Annotated in this window: 13 protein-coding genes and 1 pseudogene; 7 read left to right on the top strand and 7 right to left on the bottom strand. The window is 65.9% G+C overall.

Going from position 1 to position 20849, the window contains the following annotated elements; genetic code table 11:
• Positions 1-14 precede the first annotated feature (14 nt).
• The 7 genes from AC5P8F_RS06175 (at position 15) to AC5P8F_RS06145 (ending at position 15067) form a co-directional block, all read left to right on the top strand.
• Positions 15-2804: a TonB-dependent receptor plug domain-containing protein gene (locus AC5P8F_RS06175; protein ID WP_014647912.1), complete on the top strand. Its 2790-nt coding sequence runs from the start codon at positions 15-17 to the stop codon at positions 2802-2804.
• A gap of 387 nt (positions 2805-3191) precedes the next feature.
• Positions 3192-6170, top strand: a complete 2979-nt coding sequence (locus AC5P8F_RS06170; RefSeq protein WP_014647913.1) for a TonB-dependent receptor plug domain-containing protein — start codon at positions 3192-3194, stop codon at positions 6168-6170.
• Positions 6171-6264: 94 nt separating this feature from the next.
• A complete protein-coding gene (locus tag AC5P8F_RS06165) occupies positions 6265-8292 on the top strand; it encodes an alpha/beta hydrolase family protein (RefSeq protein ID WP_495219816.1) in 2028 nt (675 codons plus the stop codon).
• A 172-nt stretch (positions 8293-8464) separates the two neighbouring features.
• Positions 8465-10567, top strand: a complete 2103-nt coding sequence (locus AC5P8F_RS06160) for a M13 family metallopeptidase (protein WP_032957470.1) — start codon at positions 8465-8467, stop codon at positions 10565-10567.
• 215 nt (positions 10568-10782) lie between these two features.
• Positions 10783-12789 carry a M13 family metallopeptidase gene (locus AC5P8F_RS06155; protein ID WP_069116157.1) on the top strand — a complete coding sequence of 669 codons (2007 nt, stop codon included), beginning with the start codon at positions 10783-10785 and terminating at the stop codon, positions 12787-12789.
• A gap of 123 nt (positions 12790-12912) precedes the next feature.
• A complete protein-coding gene (locus AC5P8F_RS06150; protein WP_445978787.1) occupies positions 12913-13407 on the top strand; it encodes a VOC family protein in 495 nt (164 codons plus the stop codon).
• Positions 13408-13483: 76 nt separating this feature from the next.
• Entirely contained in the window at positions 13484-15067 is a 1584-nt protein-coding gene (locus tag AC5P8F_RS06145) for a phytoene desaturase family protein (RefSeq protein ID WP_288496721.1), read from the top strand.
• Between the two features lie 140 nt (positions 15068-15207).
• On the opposite strand, the gene AC5P8F_RS06140 is transcribed toward AC5P8F_RS06145, so the two are convergent.
• The 7 genes and pseudogenes from AC5P8F_RS06140 to AC5P8F_RS06110 form a co-directional block, all read right to left on the bottom strand.
• Entirely contained in the window at positions 15208-15879 is a 672-nt protein-coding gene (locus AC5P8F_RS06140) for a rhomboid family intramembrane serine protease (RefSeq protein ID WP_126411223.1), read from the bottom strand.
• Positions 15880-15972: 93 nt separating this feature from the next.
• Positions 15973-16401 (bottom strand): MGMT family protein, encoded by a 429-nt coding sequence (locus tag AC5P8F_RS06135; protein ID WP_401750863.1) that lies wholly within the window; start codon positions 16399-16401, stop codon positions 15973-15975.
• Positions 16308-17228, bottom strand: coding sequence for a DMT family transporter (locus tag AC5P8F_RS06130; protein WP_075075895.1), 921 nt, complete (start codon positions 17226-17228; stop codon positions 16308-16310). The genes AC5P8F_RS06135 and AC5P8F_RS06130 overlap by 94 nt, the downstream gene beginning before the upstream one ends.
• Before the next feature lie 160 nt (positions 17229-17388).
• Entirely contained in the window at positions 17389-18747 is a 1359-nt protein-coding gene (gorA, locus tag AC5P8F_RS06125) for a glutathione-disulfide reductase (protein WP_014647922.1), read from the bottom strand.
• A pseudogene (locus AC5P8F_RS06120) lies at positions 18744-18905 on the bottom strand (amino acid dehydrogenase); the annotation flags it as partial. The pseudogene AC5P8F_RS06120 and the gene gorA, both read right to left, overlap by 4 nt.
• A 26-nt stretch (positions 18906-18931) precedes the next feature.
• Positions 18932-20176 (bottom strand): DUF418 domain-containing protein, encoded by a 1245-nt coding sequence (locus AC5P8F_RS06115; RefSeq protein ID WP_041863671.1) that lies wholly within the window; start codon positions 20174-20176, stop codon positions 18932-18934.
• 99 nt (positions 20177-20275) lie between these two features.
• Complete coding sequence (locus AC5P8F_RS06110; protein WP_014647924.1) at positions 20276-20758, bottom strand: FKBP-type peptidyl-prolyl cis-trans isomerase; 483 nt, start codon at positions 20756-20758, stop codon at positions 20276-20278.
• Positions 20759-20849: the final 91 nt, after the last annotated feature.

Genomic DNA, 20849 nt, shown 5'->3' with positions numbered 1-20849 from the left:
TCCAATGGAATTACATGAAACACGTCAGCAATACCGCACGTCGCAACACGCTCGCCGTCGCCCTGATGTCCGCTCTGATGGCCGCCGCCCCGGCAATGGCCCAGGACAAGGCGACCAACCTGGACAAGATCACCGTCACCGGTTCGCTGATCCCGCAGACCCAGGTCGAAACCCAGACCCCGGTGATGTCCATCACCGCCGAAGACATCCAGACCCGCGGCTTCAGCAGCGTTGCTGAAGTTCTGCAGCAGTCGTCGCTGACCACCGGCGGCCTGCAGGGTGGACAGACCTCGGGTGCGTTCACCCAGGGCGCCGAAGCCGCCGGCATGTTCGGCCTGAACCCGGGCTACACCAAGTACCTGATCAACGGCCGCCCGATGCTCTCGTATCCGGCGCTGTACAACGGCAGCGAGTCGTTCAACAACATCAGCGGCATTCCGATCGACATCGTCGAGCGCATCGAGGTCCTGCCGGGCGGCCAGTCGTCGCTGTACGGCTCGGACGCGATCGCCGGCGTGGTCAACATCATCCTGAAGGAACGCATGGACGGCGGCACGATGTCGATCCGTGGCGGCACCTACACCGAAGGTGGTGGCAGCAACATCCGCTTCAGCGCCGCCAAGGGCTTCAACGCATTCGACGACCGCTTCCACGCGCTGGTCAACGTGCAGATCGAAAACGGCAGCCCGATCTGGGGCTACCAGCGTGACATCACCAAGCAGAACAACCCGGTCGGCTATACCGCACAGCTGCCGTCGAACGACTTTGCCGTCATCGGCAACGCCGACAACAAGCTGTACATGATGGACCCGACCCGCTGCGCCAACGTCGCAGGCCTGTACGACGGCACCACCACCGTCGGCAAGCGTGCATCGGGCGAATCGTGCGGCTCGGTGTACAGCGCCGGCTACAAGACCCTGAAGAACGGCAAGAACAGCGGCCAGTTCTACTCGTCGATGACCTTCGACGTGAACGACAACTTCCAGCTGTTCGCCGATGTGCTGTACAGCAAGGAAAAGACCGAGTTCACCTCCGGCTCCAGCGCCCTGTGGTGGGGCACCAAGTCGGTGATGGGCGGCTTCTACGACCAGGGCCTGGGCAAGGTCGTGAACCTGCAGCGCGCCTTCGCACCGGAAGAAATCGGCCCGGGCCACTACAACAACATCCTGAACTCCGATGAGAGCCGTTCCTACCAGGTCACCCTGGGTGGCAAGGGCATGGTCGGCGACTGGGACTACAGCGCCAGCTTCACCCGCGGCGAATACCGCCTGGACCAGAACCGCTTCGCGCGCTGGAAGGACAAGATCGAAGGCTTCTTCGGCGACACCGTGCTGGGCCCGCGCCTGGGTACCACCGCTGATGGCTTCGGCATCTACAACCCGGACTACGCCGCGTTCTACTCGCCGATCACCCCGGACCAGTTCGCCAGCTTCACCGGCTATGGCACCCACCGCAGCAAGACCTGGCAGAACCTGGGTCGCGTGCAGGTGACCAACGGGTCGCTGTTCTCCCTGCCGGGCGGCGACGCCGGCCTGGCCGTGGTGCTGGAAGGTGGCAGCGAAGGTTGGGATTACTCGCCCGACCAGGCCTTCGTCGATGGTAACGCCTGGGGCGCCACCGCCGTGGCCGGTGCCGGCCACCGCAGCAACTACGCGGTGACCAGCGAACTGCGCATGCCGGTGTTCGAGTCGCTGACCATCAGCGCCTCGGGCCGCTACGACGCCTTCAAGATCGCCGACAAGACCGTTGACAAGGCCACCTACAGCATCGGCCTGGAATACCGCCCGGTTGAGAGCCTGCTGCTGCGCGGCAAGTACGGCACCGCATTCCGTGCGCCGACCCTGTCCGATGCCTTCCAGGGCATGAGCGGCTCGTTCGCCTCCGGCCAGAACGACTACTACCGCTGCAGCCAGATGGGCTACGCGCTGCGTGACGAAGCCTGCTCGTTCTACAAGACCACCTCGGTGTACAGCGAAAAGTCCGGCAACCCGGACCTGAAGCCGATCACCGCCGACGTGTGGAGCGCGGGCGTGGTGTGGGCCCCGGTGAGCAACTTCTCGCTGTCGGTCGACTACTACAACTGGAAGATCAAGAACGAGGTCAAGACCCTGAGCACCGACCAGCTGCTGCTGGCCGAGTACCAGTGCCGCAACGGCCTGCCGAACAACACCTCGGCCAGCTGCCAGAACGTGACCGACTGGGTGTCCCGCGACGCCGGTGGCAACCTGGCCCGCGTGTACACCCCGAAGCTCAACGTGGCCAGCCAGAACCTGGAAGCGGTGACCGTCGGCGCCAAGTACCAGCAGGACCTGGGCCGCTTCGGTTCGCTGATGTTCTCGGGCAACTACACCAACATGCTGAAGCGTGAAGTGGTGCCGCTGCCGGGCGCACAGAAGCTGGATCTGCTGAGCGATCCATACAACATGTGGTACTACGACAACTTCGCCAAGGTGCGCGGCGATGTGTCGGTGGGCTGGGCCATCTCCAAGTTCACCACCACCCTGTACGCCAACTACGTCGGCAGCACCCCGAACTACCTGGCCTACACCGGCCGCAGCTATGACTACGTCCACTCCTCCGGCGCCAAGGCCGGCAAGTGGGGCTCGTACACCACATACAACATGAGCCTGAACTACCAGGCGCAGGACGATCTGACCCTGTCGCTGATGGTCAACAACGTGTTCAACAAGCTGCCGGAAGGCCAGCGCTACAACTACCCGGGCAACGAATCGACCCCGTTCAACGACGGCTTCTACAGCGTCTACGGCCGTCAGATCTCGGCCCAGGTCAAGTACGACTTCTGATCCCGTCGTATTCCGGACTGCGTGTCTGGACCAGGCCCCGCTTCGGCGGGGCCTTTTTTTGTCCGTCGCACAGCACGGCCACATCCCGTTCACGGCTCAGACACGTTTGACATGAACCGAAACAAATCAATACATATCAATGAGATGAAGGAGAAATGGGCGCTCCTGTCACTGCAAGGCGCGCCCATCACCCACAGCTTCATGACTCCCTCGTGAACGTTTGACAGGCTCGGTTAATGTCGTGTTAATCTCGGGTCATCGGCACGTGAAGCCGGTACCAGCGCCGGGTGGCAGCACGCTGCCGACCCCGGGCAAGGGGCACACGGAGACGCCGACAAGGACCTGTCCCGGTGTACGACGCAATCATTCGATTCAAGGGGATTTCAGATGATCAATCGCAAGTCGCTCAGCAAGCACCCGCTGAGCTTCGCCCTCGCCTCCGCCGTGCTGCTCGCTGCGGCTGCCCCGGCGATCGCACAGGACGCCTCGGGCTCGACGCAGACCACCGAAGAGGCATCCAAGTCCAAGGCCACCAATCTGGATACGGTGACCGTCACCGGCTCGCGCATCAGCCGCGACGTGTTCAACTCGGTCTCGCCGGTGCAGGTCGTCACCCGTGAAGAAACCACCCTGGCCGGCTTCAACTCGACCACGGCGGCCCTGCAGAGCACCGCGGTCACCGCCGGTGCGGCGCAGATCAACAACGCCTATGGCGGCTACGTCACCGACGGTGGCCCGGGCGCCAACACCCTGGGCCTGCGCGGCCTCGGCCCGACCCGCACCCTGATCCTGCTCAATGGCCGCCGCGTGTCGCCGGCCGGTACCCGCGGCTCGGTGGGCTCGACCGACCTGAACGTGCTGCCGAACTCGATCGTCGACCGCGTCGAAATCCTGAAGGACGGTGCGTCCTCGATCTACGGCTCCGACGCCGTTGCCGGCGTAATCAACATCATCACCAAGAAGAAGGTCGATGGCGTCAGCTTCGAAGCACAGCACAACGCCACCGATGGCGGCGGCGGTGAAGAGCGCCGTTACTCCATCATGTTCGGTGCCACCGGCGAGCGCTCGCACTTCTCCGGCTCCTATGAGTACTACACCCGCAACGAGCTGACCCTGGCCGACCGCAGCTGGGCCGGTGGCTGCCCGACCGACATGTACCGCGACATCGACGCGGGCGACTATTGGGGCAGCGGCGACTTCATCGACCCGCTGACCGGCAAGCCGAAGTGCTGGTCGCTCGATGCCGGCGGCACCACGCTGAACACCATCGGCACCAACACCCGTACCGGTGTTGCGGCCCCGGGCGGCGCCGGCACCCGCTTCAACCGCTGGCGCCCGAATGCGGCCATCACCACCGGCCTGGTGGGCTACGAAGGCGTGGACCTGAACACCCGCGACACCTTCGATCCGGCCATGCGCAACCAGTCGCTGATCTCGCCGACCAAGACCCACACCCTGTACCTGCAGGGTGGCTTCGACCTCAACGCACTGGGCGATGCCGAGCTGTACTACGAGTTCCTGGGCAACAAGCGCAAGTCGACCCAGACCGGCTATCGCCAGCTGACCCTGGACTATGCCGTGGGCAGCCCGCTGATCCCGGCCAACCTGCGTGACAGCGTTGCCGGTGCTCCGACCGACCAGACCAGCGGCAAGAACCTGGGCGTGCGTGCGTTCATCGGTTTCGGCAACGACACCAACAAGCAGAACGTCGACTTCCTGCGCTTCAATGCCGGCCTGCGTGGCCACCTGAGCTCGGAGTGGAACTATGACTTCAACGTCATGCACTCGCGCAGCGACGCCGACTACACCTTCGAGAGCTTCCTGACCAGCCGCCTGCGCCAGAGCCTGGACGTGGTCTCCAACGGTGCCGGTGGCTATGTCTGCCGGGACGGCTCCAACGGCTGCATCGCCGCGCCGGCGCTGAACACCAACACCATCGGTGGCAAGCTGCCGCAGGACTGGAAGGACTGGGTGTTCGTGCCGGTCACCGGCAACACGCTGTACAAGGAAACGACGGTCAACTTCAACGTCAACGGCCCGCTGTTCGACATGCCGTACGGTTCGGCCGGTGGTGCATTCGGCGTCGAGTACCGCAAGGCACGCATCGACGACACCCCGTCGCCGTACTCGATCAATGCCGACCTGTACAACCTGACCAACGCCACTCCGACCCGCGGTTCGGACTCGGTGTTCGAAGCCTACGGCGAACTGGAACTGCCGCTGCTGTCCGGCGTCACCGCTGCCGAGGAACTGACGGTCAACCTGTCCGGCCGCTACACCGACTACAAGTCCTACGGCTCGGATGAGACCTACAAGATCGGCGCGCTGTGGACCCCGGTGAAGTGGCTGTCGTTCCGTGCGTCGTACGGCACCTCCTACCGCGCACCGGCGCTGTTCGAACAGTTCCTGGGCGGCACCACCGGCTTCCTGAGCAGCAGTGCCGACCCCTGCAACGAGTATGGTGATCGCAACCCGAGCTCGCCGCGTTACCAGAACTGCGCATCGCTGGGCCTGGCACCGGACTACCTGGCCACCCAGGGCGTGACCGTGGTCACCCAGGGTGGTGCCGAGGCCGGCCTGGAAGCCGAAACCTCCAAGGCCAAGACCCTGGGCGTGGTGATCCAGCCGGAATTCGGCAGCGGCTTCGGTGACCTGTCCTTCGCCGCCGACTACTTCGACATCGAAGTGAAGAACGGCGTCGACAGCGCGGGCGGCGCGAACATCCTGTCGCGCTGCTACGACAGCGGCAGTGCCGACTTCTCCTCCGGTTCGGGTCTGTGCCGCCTGGTGGCCCGCAACCCGGTCAACAACCAACTGGTGGTGACCAACGGCTTCATCAACCTGTCCACCGACAAGGTCCGTGGCCTGGACTTCACCACCCGCTATGTCCGCGAAATCGGCCCGGGCACCCTGCGCACCACGCTGCAGTTCACCCACTACCTGGAACAGGCCAGCAAGGTCTTCTCCGACGATCCGCTGGTGGACTACAACGGCATGCTGTCGCGTCCGGAAAACACCGCCTCGCTGGACCTGAGCTACAAGTGGAAGAACTGGCAGGTGCGTTACGGCCTGGACTGGATCGACAAGATGGACAGCTACGCGTACTACGAGGAGCGCAACCCGGGTGACTTCGATCCGGCCACCTCGGCGTACAAGCTGTACACCCCGAACTACTTCCTGCAGGCCATCTCGGTGAAGTATGAAGCGGACAAGTGGTCGGTCACCGGTGGCGTGCGCAACTTCGCCGACCGCAAGCCGCCGACCATCTCGCAGGGTGTCTACAGCACCGTCGGCAACGCGCTGCTGTACAGCGGCTTCGACTACTTCGGTCGCAGCTACTTCCTGAACATCACGCGTTCGTTCTGATCCTGCTCCCTGCAACCGCCGCCCTTCGGGGCGGCGGTTCCATTTCAGGCACCGGATTCTCCGCAGGCCGGTGCCAACGCATTCCGAGGTTGCAATGAAGCGAGCCCTGCTGCTGGCGGCCCTGGCCAGCCTTTCACCGTTGCTGCACGCCAAGCCTGTGGCGCCCACCATCGAACAGATGGCCGCCTTCCCGGCCATCTCCAGCCTGTCGTTGTCACCAGACGGAAAACACATCGCCGGCCTTCGCGCCGATGGCGAGGAGCGCGTGATCGTGGTTTGGCGGACCGATGCACTGGACAAGCCACCCACGGTGATCGGCGCCAACCGCATGAAGTTCCAGAGCGTGTCGTTCATCAAGAACGGACAGCTGGCCGTCGTGCTGTGGCAACCCTACGACCTGCGCGCCGACCGGGTGACCAAGACCTTCGTCAGCAAGTTCTTCATCACCGACATCGAAGGCAAGCAGTGGAAGGAGCCGATCACGCCGCCGCGCGCCTCCAGTCGCAATGAAGAGCTCGAGCAGGCACTGGCCAACGCCACGGTGCTCGACACCCTGCCCAACGATCCCGACCACATCCTGGTGGTCAACGGTTCGGGCAGCAGTTCCGGTGACGTCTACAAGGTCGACCTGCGCAACTTCACCTCCCAGCGCATCCAGAAGACCGAAGAGCGCGTGGCGGGCTATATCACCGACCTGGACAGTGAACTGCGGGCACGCCTGCGGCAGGACGTCGACGGTACCGGCGCCTACGTCGCCACCGAGTTCCGCTCGCCTGCCAACGGTGCCTGGGAGGAGCATTTCCGCTCCTACGTGAAGAACCGCGACGTCAACCAGGTGATCGGCTTTGCCGATGATCCGAACATCGCGTTCGTACTCAGCAATGTCGGCCGCGACAAATCAATCGTCTACGAGTACGACATCACGGCCCGCAAGCAGAAGGAAGTGCTGTTCGAGCACAAACTGTTCAACGCCGGCTCGATGCTGATCAACCGCCACCGGAGCGGTGCGGTACCCTTCGGCGAGATCATGGGAATCGGCTACGCCGGTCCGCGCGGCGACGACATCCAGTGGACCTCTCCGCGCATGAAGGCCCTGGACCAGGGGCTGCGCCAGGCGCTTGGCATCCGCCAGGAGCCGCTGGCGATGGTCGATACCGCGAACGGCCAGCGCTACACCGCCAACTACGATACAGGCCTGAGCTACCGCATCGTCGACTACACCGCCGATCTTTCCAATGTGCTGGTGGCTACCTCCGGCCCTTCCAACCCGCCCGAGTATCACCTGCTGCACGACGGCAAGCTGACCCTGCTGGCCAAGACCTATCCGCAGATCCAGCCAGCCGCGCTGGGCACCACCCGGCTGGTCTACTACAAGGCACGCGACGGGCTGGACATTCCGGCATTCCTGACCACGCCCAGCGCCGAGCTGTGCGGTGCCGGCCCGTGGAAAGCCGTGGTGCATCCGCACGGCGGCCCGTGGGCACGCGATGGCATGGACTTCGACGGCTCGATGTGGGTACCGCTGATGGCATCACGCTGCATGGCGGTCCTGCGCCCGCAGTTCCGCGGCTCGGCCGACTGGGGCCGCAAGCTGTGGATGGCCGGTGATGCCGAATGGGGCCAGAAGATGCAGGACGACAAGGACGATGGCGCGCAGTGGATGATCGACCAGAAGATCGCCCAGCCCGGCCACATCGCCATGTTCGGCTTCTCCTATGGCGGCTACTCGGCGTTCGCGGCTTCGGTGCGTCCCAATGGCCTGTACAAGTGCGCCATCGCCGGTGCCGGCGTTTCGGACATCAAGAAGATCTGGTCGCGCTTCTATACCAACCCGTTCTTCCGCCAGGCCCAGGCGCCGACCGTGGCCGGCCTCAACCCGGTCGACAAGGCCGGTGAAATGAAGATTCCATTGATGGTCTACCACGGTGACCGCGACCGCACGGTGCCGATCGAGCAGTCGGAGTGGTTCGTGAACAAGGCCAGGGGTTCGGGGCAGCCGGTCGAGTTCCACGCCATCGCCGACTACGCGCATGGTCCCGCCTGGACCCGCGCGATCATGGGTGACCAGCTCAGGCTGATCGACGACTACCTGGGCAAGGGCTGCGGCGGCGGCGGCCTGTAAGCCGCACCGCTTCCTGCAAGGGCGCCCACGGGGCGCCCTTGCACGTTCTGGCCCTTGCGCCCGGACATGACCTTCGACACCCTTGCAGGCCAGGCCGGCGGCGTATCGTTCGGCCCACGGCCGTACCTGCGGCTTCTCCCTGACTCACTCGGCCTGGAGGCCAAGAATAGTGATGACGCGCACTCCCAAGATCGTCCTGCTCAGCCTGGCCGTGTCGGCCGTGCTGGCCGGCTGCGGCAAGAACGAAACCCCGGCCAAGGATGCCGCGACCCCCGCCCCGGCCACCGCCGAAGCCACCACCTACAAGCTGGACGACAGCAAGCTGCCGGCCTACAACGCCTTCCAGCCGAGCGACCTGGACACCACCAAGGACGCGTGCACCGCCTTCGGCGACTACGTCAACAGCAAGTGGCTGGCCGCCAATGAAATCCCGGGCGACCGCACCAGCTGGGGCGCGTTCACCATCCTCGACGAACGTTCGGTGGCCGTGCAGCACCAGCTGGCCGAACAGGTTGCGCAGGTCAAGAATCCGAACCACATCGAGAAGATCGTCGGCGACCTGTGGGCCACCGGCATGGACGAAGCCAAGATCAACGCCCAGGGCATCGAGCCGCTGAAGGCCGACCTGGCTGCGATCGACGGCCTGCAGGACAAGGCGGCCATCGCCAACTACCTGCGCACCAGCGCCGCCAAGGGTGACAACCTCCTGTTCGGCTTCGGCGCTGAAGCCGACTTCAAGAACTCCGGGGTGAACATGGCCTATGCCAGCCAGGGCGGCCTGGGCCTGCCGGATACCACCTACTACACCGATGCCAAGAACGCCGACAAGCTGAAGGCCTATCAGGCGCATGTCGCCAAGGTGCTGGAGCTGTCCGGCGTGGCCGCGGCCGATGCAGCCAAGCAGGCCGAGGACGTGGTCAAGTTCGAAACCCGCCTGGCCAAGGCCTCCAAGTCGCGCGTGGAGCTGTCGCGCAACGTCGAGCTGTACTACAACCCGGTCACCCTGGCCGACGCCGACAAGCTGACCCCGAACTTCAGCTGGACCGAGTTCTTCAAGTCGCAGGGCGTGGCCGCGCCGGAGAAGTTCTCGCTGGCCATGCCGGCCTTCCATGAGGAAGTGAGCAAGTCGCTGGCCGACACCGATCCGTCGGTGTGGCGCGCCTACCTGCGCTTCCACACCGTGGACAGCGCCTCGCCGTACCTGGCCGATGCCTTCGTGCAGGAGAACTACGAGTTCTACGGCAAGACCCTCAACGGCCAGAAGGAGCAGAAGCCGCGCTGGAAGCGTGTGCTGGGCACCATCGAAAACGATGCCGGTGAAGCCTTCGGCCAGCTGTACGTGAAGGTTGCCTTCTCGCCGGAAGCCAAGGCGAAGATGGAAGAACTGGTGAAGAACCTGGCCGCCTCGCTGAAGGACCGCATCCAGGGCCTGAGCTGGATGAGCGAGGAAACCAAGGCCAAGGCCATCGCCAAGTGGGAAACCTTCACCCCGAAGATCGGTTACCCGGACAAGTGGCGCGACTGGTCGGGCCTGCAGACCCAGCGCGACAGCTACCTGGGCAACGTGCGCGCGGCCAACGAGTTCAACTACAAGTTCAACCTGTCCAAGATCGGCAAGCCGGTGGACAAGACCGAGTGGGGCATGACCCCGCAGACCGTCAACGCCTACTACAACCCGCTGCAGAACGAGATCGTGTTCCCGGCCGCCATCCTGCAGCCGCCGTTCTTCGATCCGAAGGCCGACGACGCGCTGAACTACGGCGGCATCGGTGCGGTGATCGGCCATGAGATGACCCACGGTTACGACGACCAGGGCGCACGCTTCGGGCCGACCGGCAACATGGAAGACTGGTGGACCCCGGCCGACAAGAAGAACTTCGAAGGCCTCACCGGCAAGCTGGTCAAGCAGTTCGACCAGTACAAGGTCGACGGCCAGGCAGTGAACGGCCACCTGACCCTGGGCGAGAACATCGCCGACCTGGGCGGCCTGGCCACCGCCTACGACGCCCTGCAGAAGGCCACCGCCGGCAAGGAAGATGCGAAGGTCGACGGCTTCACCCGCGACCAGCGCTTCTTCTTCAACTGGGCCACCGTGTGGCGCACCAAGTACACCCCGGAAAACGCCAAGGTCCGCCTGGCCACCGACCCGCACGCCCCGGCGCAGTTCCGCGCCATGGGTGCGCCGTCGAACCTGCCGACCTTCGCTGCCGCGTTCCAGTGCAAGGCCGGTTCGCCGATGGCCCGCACCGGCGAGCAGCAGGTGGTGATCTGGTAAGCCACGGCTGACGCTGCGGCAGACCTGCAAAGGCCCGGGAATCCCGGGCCTTTGTTTTTCACAGCGCCCGTCATCCACGCATGGCCCAGGCCGTTGGTAGATGCCGACCCTGGTCGGCGCACGGCCCGGCGGCGCCACCGTGACGCGTGCATGCCGCGCCCATGCACGGCTTGCTATAGTGCGCGCGCCCTCAATCCATCACGGATTCGTTCCACATGCCCAATTTCCGTCCGCTTGCCATCGCCCTGGGCATCAGCCTGGCGACCCTGGTCCCGACCCACGATGCGTTCGCCGCCAAGAAGAAGGCCGCGCGCGCCCCGGCCGTCAGCGCCCAGTGCAGCGACTTCTACGATGCCACCAACGCAGGCTGGCTGAAGGCCAACCCGGTGCCGCAGACCGGTGCCACCACCGCGCTCGGCCAGCTGGTCGAGCGCAGCCGCCAGCAGCAGCGTGAACTGCTCGACGCCGCGATGAAGTCGCCGCAGGGCAACGTGCAGAAGCTGCTGGGCGACTTCTGGGCCAGCGGCCTGGACGAAGCCGCCGTGGAAGCGGACGGCTCCAACCCGATCGCGCCGCTGCTGACCCGCATCAACGCCATCAAGAAGGCCAAGGATGTGCCGGCCTCGATCGCCGCGCTGCACCAGGTGGGCATCCCGGTGGCCTTCAACTTCGGCCCGGACGTCGACCTGAAGGCACTGGACCGCCACATCGGTTACTTCATGCAGGGCGGCATGGGCCTGCCGGACCCGGCGTTCTATACCCGCACCGACGCCGATACCGTGGCGCTGATGGGGCGCTACCGCAACTACGTCAAGCAGATCCTGGCGCTGACCGGCACCCCGGCGGCCAGGCTCGATGCCGAATCGCAGTCGGTGATCGCGCTGGAGACCGAGCTGGCGCGCAATGCGCAATCGCTGGCCGGCATCAACAACCCGTTCAACAACTACGCGCCGATCTCCACCAAGGAGCTCAACAGCCGTTACCGCAACCTGCAGCTGGACGCGTTCCTGAAGGCACAGGGCGTGGACGACGACCTGGTCTCGCTGGCCGACCCGGGCCTGTTCAAGCAGCTCGATGGCATGGTCACCAAGCTCAAGCCGGACCAGTGGAAGGCCTACCTGCGCTGGCGCGTGGGCGACTCGATGGCACCGTACCTGTCCAAGGCCTACCGCGACGCGGAGTTTGAATTCCGTGGCCGCGTGCTGCGTGGCGAAACGCTGCCGCCGCAGCGTTGGGAAGACGTGCTGGAGGCGATCAACGTGGCCGCCGGCCCGATGGTCGGCCGCGAATATGCGGCCCGTTACCTGTCGGCCGAAGACCGTCGCCAGGCGGCGTGGATCGTCGACAAGCTGCGCGAAGTGCAGATCGAGGCGGTCAAGAACAACAGCTGGATGAGCGCCGAAGCCAAGACCGAAGCGCAGGCCAAGCTGGCTGCGCTGAAGATCGAGATCGGCACCCCGTTGCGCGACCTCGACTACAGCGTGCAGCCGATGGGCCGCGGTTCGTTCGGCGGCAACATGCTGATCGCGTCGACCTGGCGCCACCGCGAGGAAATGAAGCGCATCGGCAAGGGCAACGCCGACCGCCGCTGGGACGTGCTGCCGCAGCAGCCGTCGCTGGCCTACGACCTGGCACAGAACCGCCTGATCGTTACCGCGGCGATCCTGCAGGGCCCGGTGTTCAATGCCAAGGCCGACGCCGCCGACAAGTTCGGCAGCTTCGGTGGCCTGGTCGGCCATGAGCTGACCCGTGCGATCGACGCCAAGGGTGCACTGGTCGACGCCAAGGGCGAACTGCGCAGCTGGTGGACCCCGGCCGACAAGACCGCCTGGACCCTGCTTGGCAACCGCGTGGCCGCGCAGTACAGCGCCTACGATTTCCCGGGCGTGAAGGGTGCCAAGGTCAACGGCACGCTCACCCAGGAAGAGAACCTGGCCGACATCGCCGGTCTGGAACTGGCCTGGGCGGCCTATACCGCGCAGGAGCCGAAGGCCAAGCCGGCACAGCAGCAGGGCTTCTTCCGCGCCTGGTCGGCGTTGTGGGCACAGCAGCTGTCGCCGAACGAGGCCGTGCGCCGCCTGACCGCCGACATCCGCGCGCCGGGCCTGTGGCGCAGCAACGGCACGCTGGCCAACCTGCCGGCATTCGGTGCCACCTTCAGCTGCAAGGCCGGCCAGCCGATGCAGCGCAGCGAAGCCGACCAGATCAAGGTCTGGCGCTGAGCCACGCGCACTACCCGTAGTACAGGGGGCGCCTTCGGGCGCCCTTTTTTGCGGGTGCAGCACGATCCCGGGTTAACACCGCGCGTGCTATCGCTGCGGCTTCGTCCATCGCGGAGCCCCGACATGGCACACAAGAACACGATCTGCCTCTGGTACGACAACGGCGCGCTCGAGGCCGCCACCTTCTACGCCAGCATCCTGCCCGACAGCGCGGTGATCGCCGTGCATCGCGCCCCCGGCGACTTTCCGGATGGCAAGGAAGGCAACGTGCTGACGGTCGAGTTCACGGTCTGCGGCATTCCCTGCGTCGGCCTCAACGGCGGACCTGCGTTCAAGCACAGCGAAGCGTTCTCGTTCCAGATCCAGACCGACGACCAGGCCGAGACCGACCGCCTCTGGGATGCGATCGTCGGCAATGGCGGACAGGAGAGCCAATGCGGCTGGTGCAAGGATCGCTGGGGCATCTCCTGGCAGATCAGCCCGCGCATGTTGATCGAAGCCGTGACCAGCAAGGACAAGGCATTGGCCAAGCGCGCCTTCAACGCGATGATGCCGATGAAGAAGATCGACATCGCCACCATCGAAGCGGCAATCAAAAAAGGGGACGGAGGGGATTAAGTCGTTTCTCCCCATGCCCCGTGTGCAGATGCAGATTGCGACTTAATCCCCTCCGTCCCCTTTTTGCGAGGTGTTGATGTCCTGGGATGCGATCGTCGTTGGTGGCGGCCACAACGGCCTGGTCTGCGCGGCCTATCTGGCGCGCGCTGGAAAGAAGGTGCTGGTGCTGGAACGTCGTGGCGTTCTCGGCGGTGCTGCAGTCACCGAGGAATTCCATCCCGGCTTCCGCAACTCGGTGGCGTCGTACACGGTGTCCCTGCTGCAGCCCAAGGTGATCGACGACCTGCAACTGCATGCGCATGGGCTGCGCATCATCAATCGCCCGGTCAACAACTTCCTGCCGATGGAGGATGGTCGTTACCTGCTGTCGGCACCGGGCCGCACCCAGGCAGAGGTCGCGAAGTTCTCCGAGCGGGATGCGCAGCGGCTACCCGAATACGAAGCGCGCCTGGAGATCTTCGCCGATGTGCTGCGCGCGTGGGCCCTGCGCGCGCCACCGGATGCCGGCGTTGCGGGTGGTTGGCGCGCGTTGCCTGCGCTGTGGCAGATGGGTCGTCTTGGTCGTGAACTGGCCACGCTGGATGCCTCGCTACGGCAGGAGCTGCTGGACCTGTTCACGCTGTCGGCAGCCGAGTATCTGGATCGCTGGTTCGAAAGCGAACCGATCAAGGCGCTGTTCGGCTTCGATGGCATCGTCGGCAACTACGCAAGCCCCTATACACCGGGCAGTGCCTACGTACTGCTGCACCACGTATTCGGCCAGTGCAATGGCGTGAAGGGTGCGTGGGGCCATGCGATCGGCGGCATGGGCGCGATCAGCCAGGCGATTGCAGCCTCGGCACGCGAGGCCGGGGCGGAACTGCGCGTGGAGGCCGGCGTGCAGCGCGTGCGAATCGAACAGGGCCGCGCGGTGGGCGTCGAACTGGCCAACGGCGAGATCCTGCGCGCACGCACGGTGGTCGCCAATGTCAATCCGAAACTGCTGTACGAACAATTGCTGGAACCGGCACAGGTACCCAACGCGACACGCGAACGCATGGCGAACTGGCGCTGCGGTTCCGGCACGTTCCGGATGAACGTGGCGCTGTCGCGGCTGCCGGAGTTCCGCGCCCTGCCCGGGCCCGGCGATCACCTCAGCGCCGGCATCATCATGGCACCCAGCCTGGATTACATGGACCGCGCCTGGCTGGATGCGCGCCGCGACGGTTGGGCGCGCGAACCGATCGTGGAAATGCTGATTCCGAGCACGCTGGACGATTCGCTGGCGCCGCCCGGGCAGCACGTGGCCAGCCTGTTCTGCCAGCATGTGGCGCCGGTGTTGCCTGAAGGCCGCCATTGGGACGATCACCGGGAGACCGTGGCCGACCTGATGATCGCCACCGTCGAACAGCATGCGCCCGGCTTCACCGCCAGCGTGCTCGGTCGGCAGGTGCTGTCGCCGCTGGATCTGGAACGCACCTTCGGCCTGGTCGGCGGCGACATCTTCCACGGCGCACTGAGCGCCAACCAGCTGTTCTCGGCACGGCCGATGGTCGGCCAGGCCGGCTATCGTGGCGCCCTGCCCGGGCTGTACCTGTGCGGTTCGGGCACACACCCCGGCGGCGGCGTCACCGGTGCACCGGGGCACAACGCGGCGCAGGTGGTGTTGCAGGATCTGTAGAGGCGTGCCGACCAACGGTCGGCACCTGCAGCGTCAAATGATCCCATTCAAAGCGTGCCAGCCAGGGTTGGCACCTGCCCGCGTGGGAGAAGGCGTGCCGACCAACGGTCGGCACCTGCAGCGTCAAATGATCCTTCGGATCATTTGACGCTGCGCAGATGGTTCGGGCGCTTCGGTGGGCCGGGCGGGCGGCGCCTGAACGGCGGCTGCCCGCGCCAGTAGCGGATCAGCAACCAGCCGAACAGCATGCCGCCGAGGTGCGCGAAGTGGGCCACGCCCGGCTGCCAGCCGGTCATGCCCAGCACCAGCTCGCCCACACCGAACAGGATCACGAAAGTGCGCGCCTTCATCGGGATCGGCGGGAACAGCAGCATCACCCGCTGGTTCGGGAACAGCATGCCGTAGGCCAGCAGCAGGCCGAACACGCCGCCGGAGGCGCCCAGCACCGTGGCAGGGTTTTCCAGCAGCGTACCCACCAGCAGCTGGCAGACACCGGCACCGGCCACGCACACCAGGTAGTACAGCAGGAAGCGCTTCTCGCCCCAGGTCTGCTCCAGCGGCGCGCCGAACATGAAGACCGCCAGCATGTTGAAGAACAGATGGCCGAAGCTGCCATGCAGGAAACCGTAGGTCAGCAGCTGCCAAGGCTGGAAGTTGCCACCCGGCGAGAACGCGTCGAAGCCCTGCTGCAACGGTTGCAGCATGAACGGCTCGAAGGTCTGCATGCCGAGCAGGAACGGCTGCTGCAGCAGGAACAGGATCGCGTTGGCGATCAGCAGGGCCTTGGTGACGGTTGGCAGTCGCGGGAACATGGGAGCACCGGCATGGAACGGCCTCCATCATAGCCGCAGCATCGTGTCTTGTTGGCGACCCGCAGGTCCGGCCTGTTCAGTCGCCAGCGGTGCTCAGCCCGGGCCCCACACCGCTGCGTCCAGCGCCGCCGCCGGATCGGTCGCCGGCATCCGCACCCGGCCGTTCTCCACCCGCACACCCTCGGCGCGCAACCGTTGTGACTGCTCGCGCCAGCCGGCCGACCCTTCTTCCATGGCAATGCGCCCGTCCGAGCGCAGCACGCGGTGCCAGGGCAGGTCCGGGTCGTCGTTCTGGCCCAGGATGCGTGCGGTCAGGCGTGCACGCCCGGGCAGGCCCGCGCGCATCGCCACCTGGCCGTAGCCCATCACCTGCCCCGCCGGGATTGCGCGGATCACCGCCAGGATGCGCGCACGCGCCTGCTCCGGCGTCAGCGCCGCAGGCGGGTCACCAGCAGAACGCCGATCAGCACCAGCACGGTGCCGGCGATCTGTGCCGGCCCCATCGGTTCGTCGAGCAGCCATAGGCTCATCACGATGGTGGAAACAGGGCCCAGCATACCGACCTGCGCGGCCAGCGACGAACCCACGCGCTGCACCGCCAGCATGATCGCCAGCACCGGCAGCACCGTGCACACGGTGGCATTGACCAACGACAGCCACTGCACCGGCGCCGGTGCCTGCCACAGCAGCGGCAGCGGATGGGTCACCGCGAAATGCAGCAGCACCAGCACGCTGGCCACGCAGCTGGCATAGGCGGTCAGCCGCACCGCACCGATGCGCGCGACCACCTGCCCACTGCCGAACAGGTACAGCGCATAGCTGAGGGCACTGCCCAGCACCAGCAGGCTGCCGACGATGATCTGCCCACCCTCGCGCTGCAGATCGTGGCCGAAGGCCAGCAGCACGCCGAGGTAGCTCAGCACCAGCGCACCGATCTGCCAGCGGCCCGGCCGCTGGCGCGCCAGCAGCACGTTGATCAGCAGTACCAGGGTCGGGTTCAAGTACAGGATCAGCCGCTCCAGGGTCACGCTGATGTACTGCAGTCCCTGGAAGTCGAGCAGGCTGGACAGGTAGTAGCCGGTGAAACCCAGCCACAGCACGCGGGCACGGTCGGCCCAGGACAACGGCTCGGCCCGGCGCGCGGCCCACAGTGCCATCAGTACGAACAGGGGCAGCGCCATCAGCATGCGCAGGGCGAGCAGCGTGGTGGCATCGACGCCGTGGCGCAGGCCGAGCTTGACGATGATCGCCTTGCCCGACGCGGCGATGGCGCCGGTCGCGGCCAGGCCGATGCCGCCCAGCGCAATGCGTGGGGAAGCAGTGGCGATGCGGGAAGCGGGAGTGGACATCAGGACGACGGCGGGCCGCGCAGAGCGGCCCGGTAAGGCGTGGGGGACGCTCATTGTCGCATGGGGGCGCCCGCTGCCCTGTAGAGCCGAGCCTGCGCTCGGCGTCGCCAGGCCGGTGCGAAAGGCTGCCGAGCAGGGCTCGGCCCCACAACGGCCCGGCTCAGCGCATCAGCACCACTTCTTCGGCCGAGGTCGGGTGGATCGCCACGGTGTCGTCGAACTGGGCCTTGGTCGCGCCCATCTTCACCGCCACCGCAAAGCCCTGCAGGATCTCGTCGGCCGCTTCGCCCAGCAGGTGGATGCCTACCACGCGTTCTTCCGGGCCGGCACAGACCATCTTGAACAGGCTGCGCTGGGTACCATTGGCCAGCGCCTGCAGCATCGGGCGGAAGCGGCTGTGGTAGACGCTCACCTGGTCGAAACGCCGGCGCGCTTCTTCCTCGCTCATGCCCACCGCGCCCAGCGGCGGATGCGAGAAAACCACGCTGGCCACGTTCTCGTAATCCATTTTGGACTGCGGGCGCCCCCCGAACAGGCGGTCCATCAGCCGCCGCGAAGCGGCCACCGCCACCGGGGTCAGGCCGACCTTGCCGGCGATGTCACCGACCGCGTGCACGCTCGGCACGCGGGTGGTCTGCCACTCGTCCACCTGCACCTGCTCGTGCTCGCCGATGTCGATGCCGAGCGCTTCCAGACCCAGGCCACGGCTGTTGCCGCGGCGGCCGGCAGCGAAGAACACCGCATCGAACACACTGTCGATCGGGCCGTCATGGCCGAACGCCCGCACGCGCTCGCCATCGCGCTGCAGTTCGCGCAGGCGATAGTCGAAATGGATCCGCACGCCCTGCTGTTTCAGGTTCTCGGCCAGCTGATCGGTCAGCTCGTAATCGAAGCGCTCCAGCAGGCGCTTGCCGCGCACCAGCAGGCTCACGCGGCTGCCGAGCGCCTGCAGCAGGCCAGCCAGCTCCACCGCGATGTAACCACCACCGATGATCGCCACCTCGGCCGGCGCCGCACGCAGGTCGAAGAAATCGTCGGAGACCAGGCCCAGCTCCGCGCCGGGAATATCCGGACGCAGTGGATGCGCGCCAGTGGCGATCAGGATGTGTTCGGCGCTGTAGTGCACGCCATCACTGCAGGCCACGGTGTGCGCATCAAGCAGATGGCCACGTGCCGGAATGCGCACCACGCCGGTTTCGTCCAGGCGCTTGTGGTAGCTGGTGTGGATGTTGCTGATGTAGGCCTGGCGATGGATCACCAGTTCCTTCCACGACAGCGCCGGGCGTGCCTCGACATCGAAGCCCATCGCATTGGCCAGGCCGATGCGCTCGTGCAGGTCGGCCGCCAGCCACATCGCCTTCTTCGGCACGCAGCCGACATTGACACAGGTTCCGCCCAGTTCGCCGGGTTCCAGCATTGCCACACGCTTGCCATGCTGCGCGGCGCGGATCGCACCGGCCAGGCCGGCGGAGCCGCCGCCAAGGACGATCAGGTCGTAATCATAGGATGCAGTGCTCATCGGAATCGCTCGGGTCGGTAAGGGGCAGGATCGATCGCTGGCGTGTGGCCGCAGACGAGATCGGCGATCCGCTGGCCGATGCCGGCGCTCATGCTGACGCCGAGCATGCCATGCCCCGCTGCAGGCCAGACGTGAGGATGCGCGGGCGCGCGGCCGATCGGCACAGCGCGTGCGCGCTCATCGCTCACCCCTGCTTCGTCCTGCGCCGCATCGGTGGCCACTGCCGGTAGGTCATTGCACGCCACAGCCATTCCATCGGACCAAAGCGGAAGCGCGCCAGCCACGCGTGCGAAACAGCCACCTGCACGGCAAACAACAGCAGCGCGAACAGCAGCTGCACGCTGCGCGGCATCATCTCGAACCTGCCCAGGCCGTAGTGGTAGAAGGTCCAGGTACACAGCAGCGACTGGCCAAGATAGTGGGTCAACGCCATGCGCCCCACCGGCGCCAGCCACGCCAGCCGCGTGCGCCAGTGCACGATCCACGCCAGGTAGCCCAGGCACATCGGCAGCCCGCCAACCGTGACCAGGGCCATCGCCGCGGTCACCGGCAGGTTGTAGGCGCCGGGTGCAAGGTAGGGTTTCCAGGCAACCCCCAGCAGCGTGACCAGCAGCCCCAGCGGCAGTGCGATCCAGCGCAGCGACGCGTACAGCCGCGGGAAGCGCTCCGGCGTCGCCAGCGCGCCACTGCCGGCGAACCAGCTGCCGAGCAGGAACATGCCCAGCACTTCCGGGCCGCTGATCAGCAACGCGCCCATCGAGGTGCCGAACTCGCTCAGGCGCTGCACAGTGGCCTGCGCCCAGCTGCCCTGCCCGTACACCTGCCGCTGCAGGTCGATGCTCTGCTGCGCCTCGGCAAGCATGCCCTGCACCTCTTCGGCCGACGCCATCGACACCATCGCACCCACCAGCAGCATCATCGCCACACCGCCGAGGTAGACGATCACGCCCATCCACGGCAGCCAGCTGCGCGGCGCCTCGCGGCAGGCCAGCAACGGCAACGAGACCAGCGCATACATCACCAGGATGTCGCCGGACCAGACCAGCAGTGCATGGCACAGGCCGATCAGCAGCAGGCCGGCGCTGCGGCGCAGGTAGAACGGGGTGAAGTCGCGCCCGGCCACCTCGGCGCGTTGTGCCATCACCGCAAAGCCGGCACCGAACAGCAGCGAGAACAGGGTGAAGAACTTGCCCTGCACGAACACATAGACGAAGGCGTCGGCCCAGTAATCGATGCCCCGCCAGTGCACGTCAATGCCGGTGAAGGCCAGGTCCAGCGGGCCGCTGAAAGCCTCGATGTTCATCAGCAGGATGCCCAGCAGCGCAGCACCACGCAGCACGTCCAGCACGGCGATGCGTTCGCCGGAAGCCACCGGCTGCAGGGAAGGAGAAGCGGCGTTCACGGGGCGTCCGTCAGGCAGGTCCGCCATTATGCCGCCGGCCCGTGCACCATGGATGGCCGCGGCGTGTTCCAGAAACGCAACGGCCCGCCGAAGCGGGCCATTGCTGCCATCACGATCGCGCTGCGATCAGTGCTGGTGACCGCCGTCGCCGTGGACGTGGCCGTGGTCCAGCTCTTCCTTGCCGGCTTCGCGCACGTCGACGATTTCGACGTCGAAGTGCAGGTCCTTGCCAGCCATCGGGTGGTTCAGGTCAACGTCGACGACGCTCATGCCGACCTTCTGCACGGTCACCGCACGCGGGCCGAAGTTGGTCTGCAGCACGACCTGCTGGCCCGGCGCCAGCTTGGTATTGCCGAAGTGCTTCTTCGGCACGCGCTGGGACAGGCCCTCACGACGCTCGCCGTAGGCATCGGCCGCCTTGACGTCGACGTTGAAGGTCGCGCCGGCTTCCTTGTCCATCATGGCGTTTTCCAGGCCCGGGATGATGTTGCCGTGACCGATCAGGATCGCCAGCGGCTCGCCGCGGTCCTTGGACGATTCGATCGGCTCCTGGCCGACTTCGGAAACGGTGTAGTGGAAGCGGACAACGCGGTCTTTTTCGATCTTCATGCGCAACTCTGTCTGGATCTGCCGGAGGCAGGCGGGTTGGGGCGGGTTGTCGCCCGGCGGGGACGCCGCCATCATGACGGCCAATCCAAGG

It is taken from the genome of Stenotrophomonas sp. YJH_SMC_69 (genome assembly GCF_059370495.1).
Note: the sequence above shows the minus strand (reverse complement) of the source record. Positions and strands in the feature narration are given on the sequence as shown.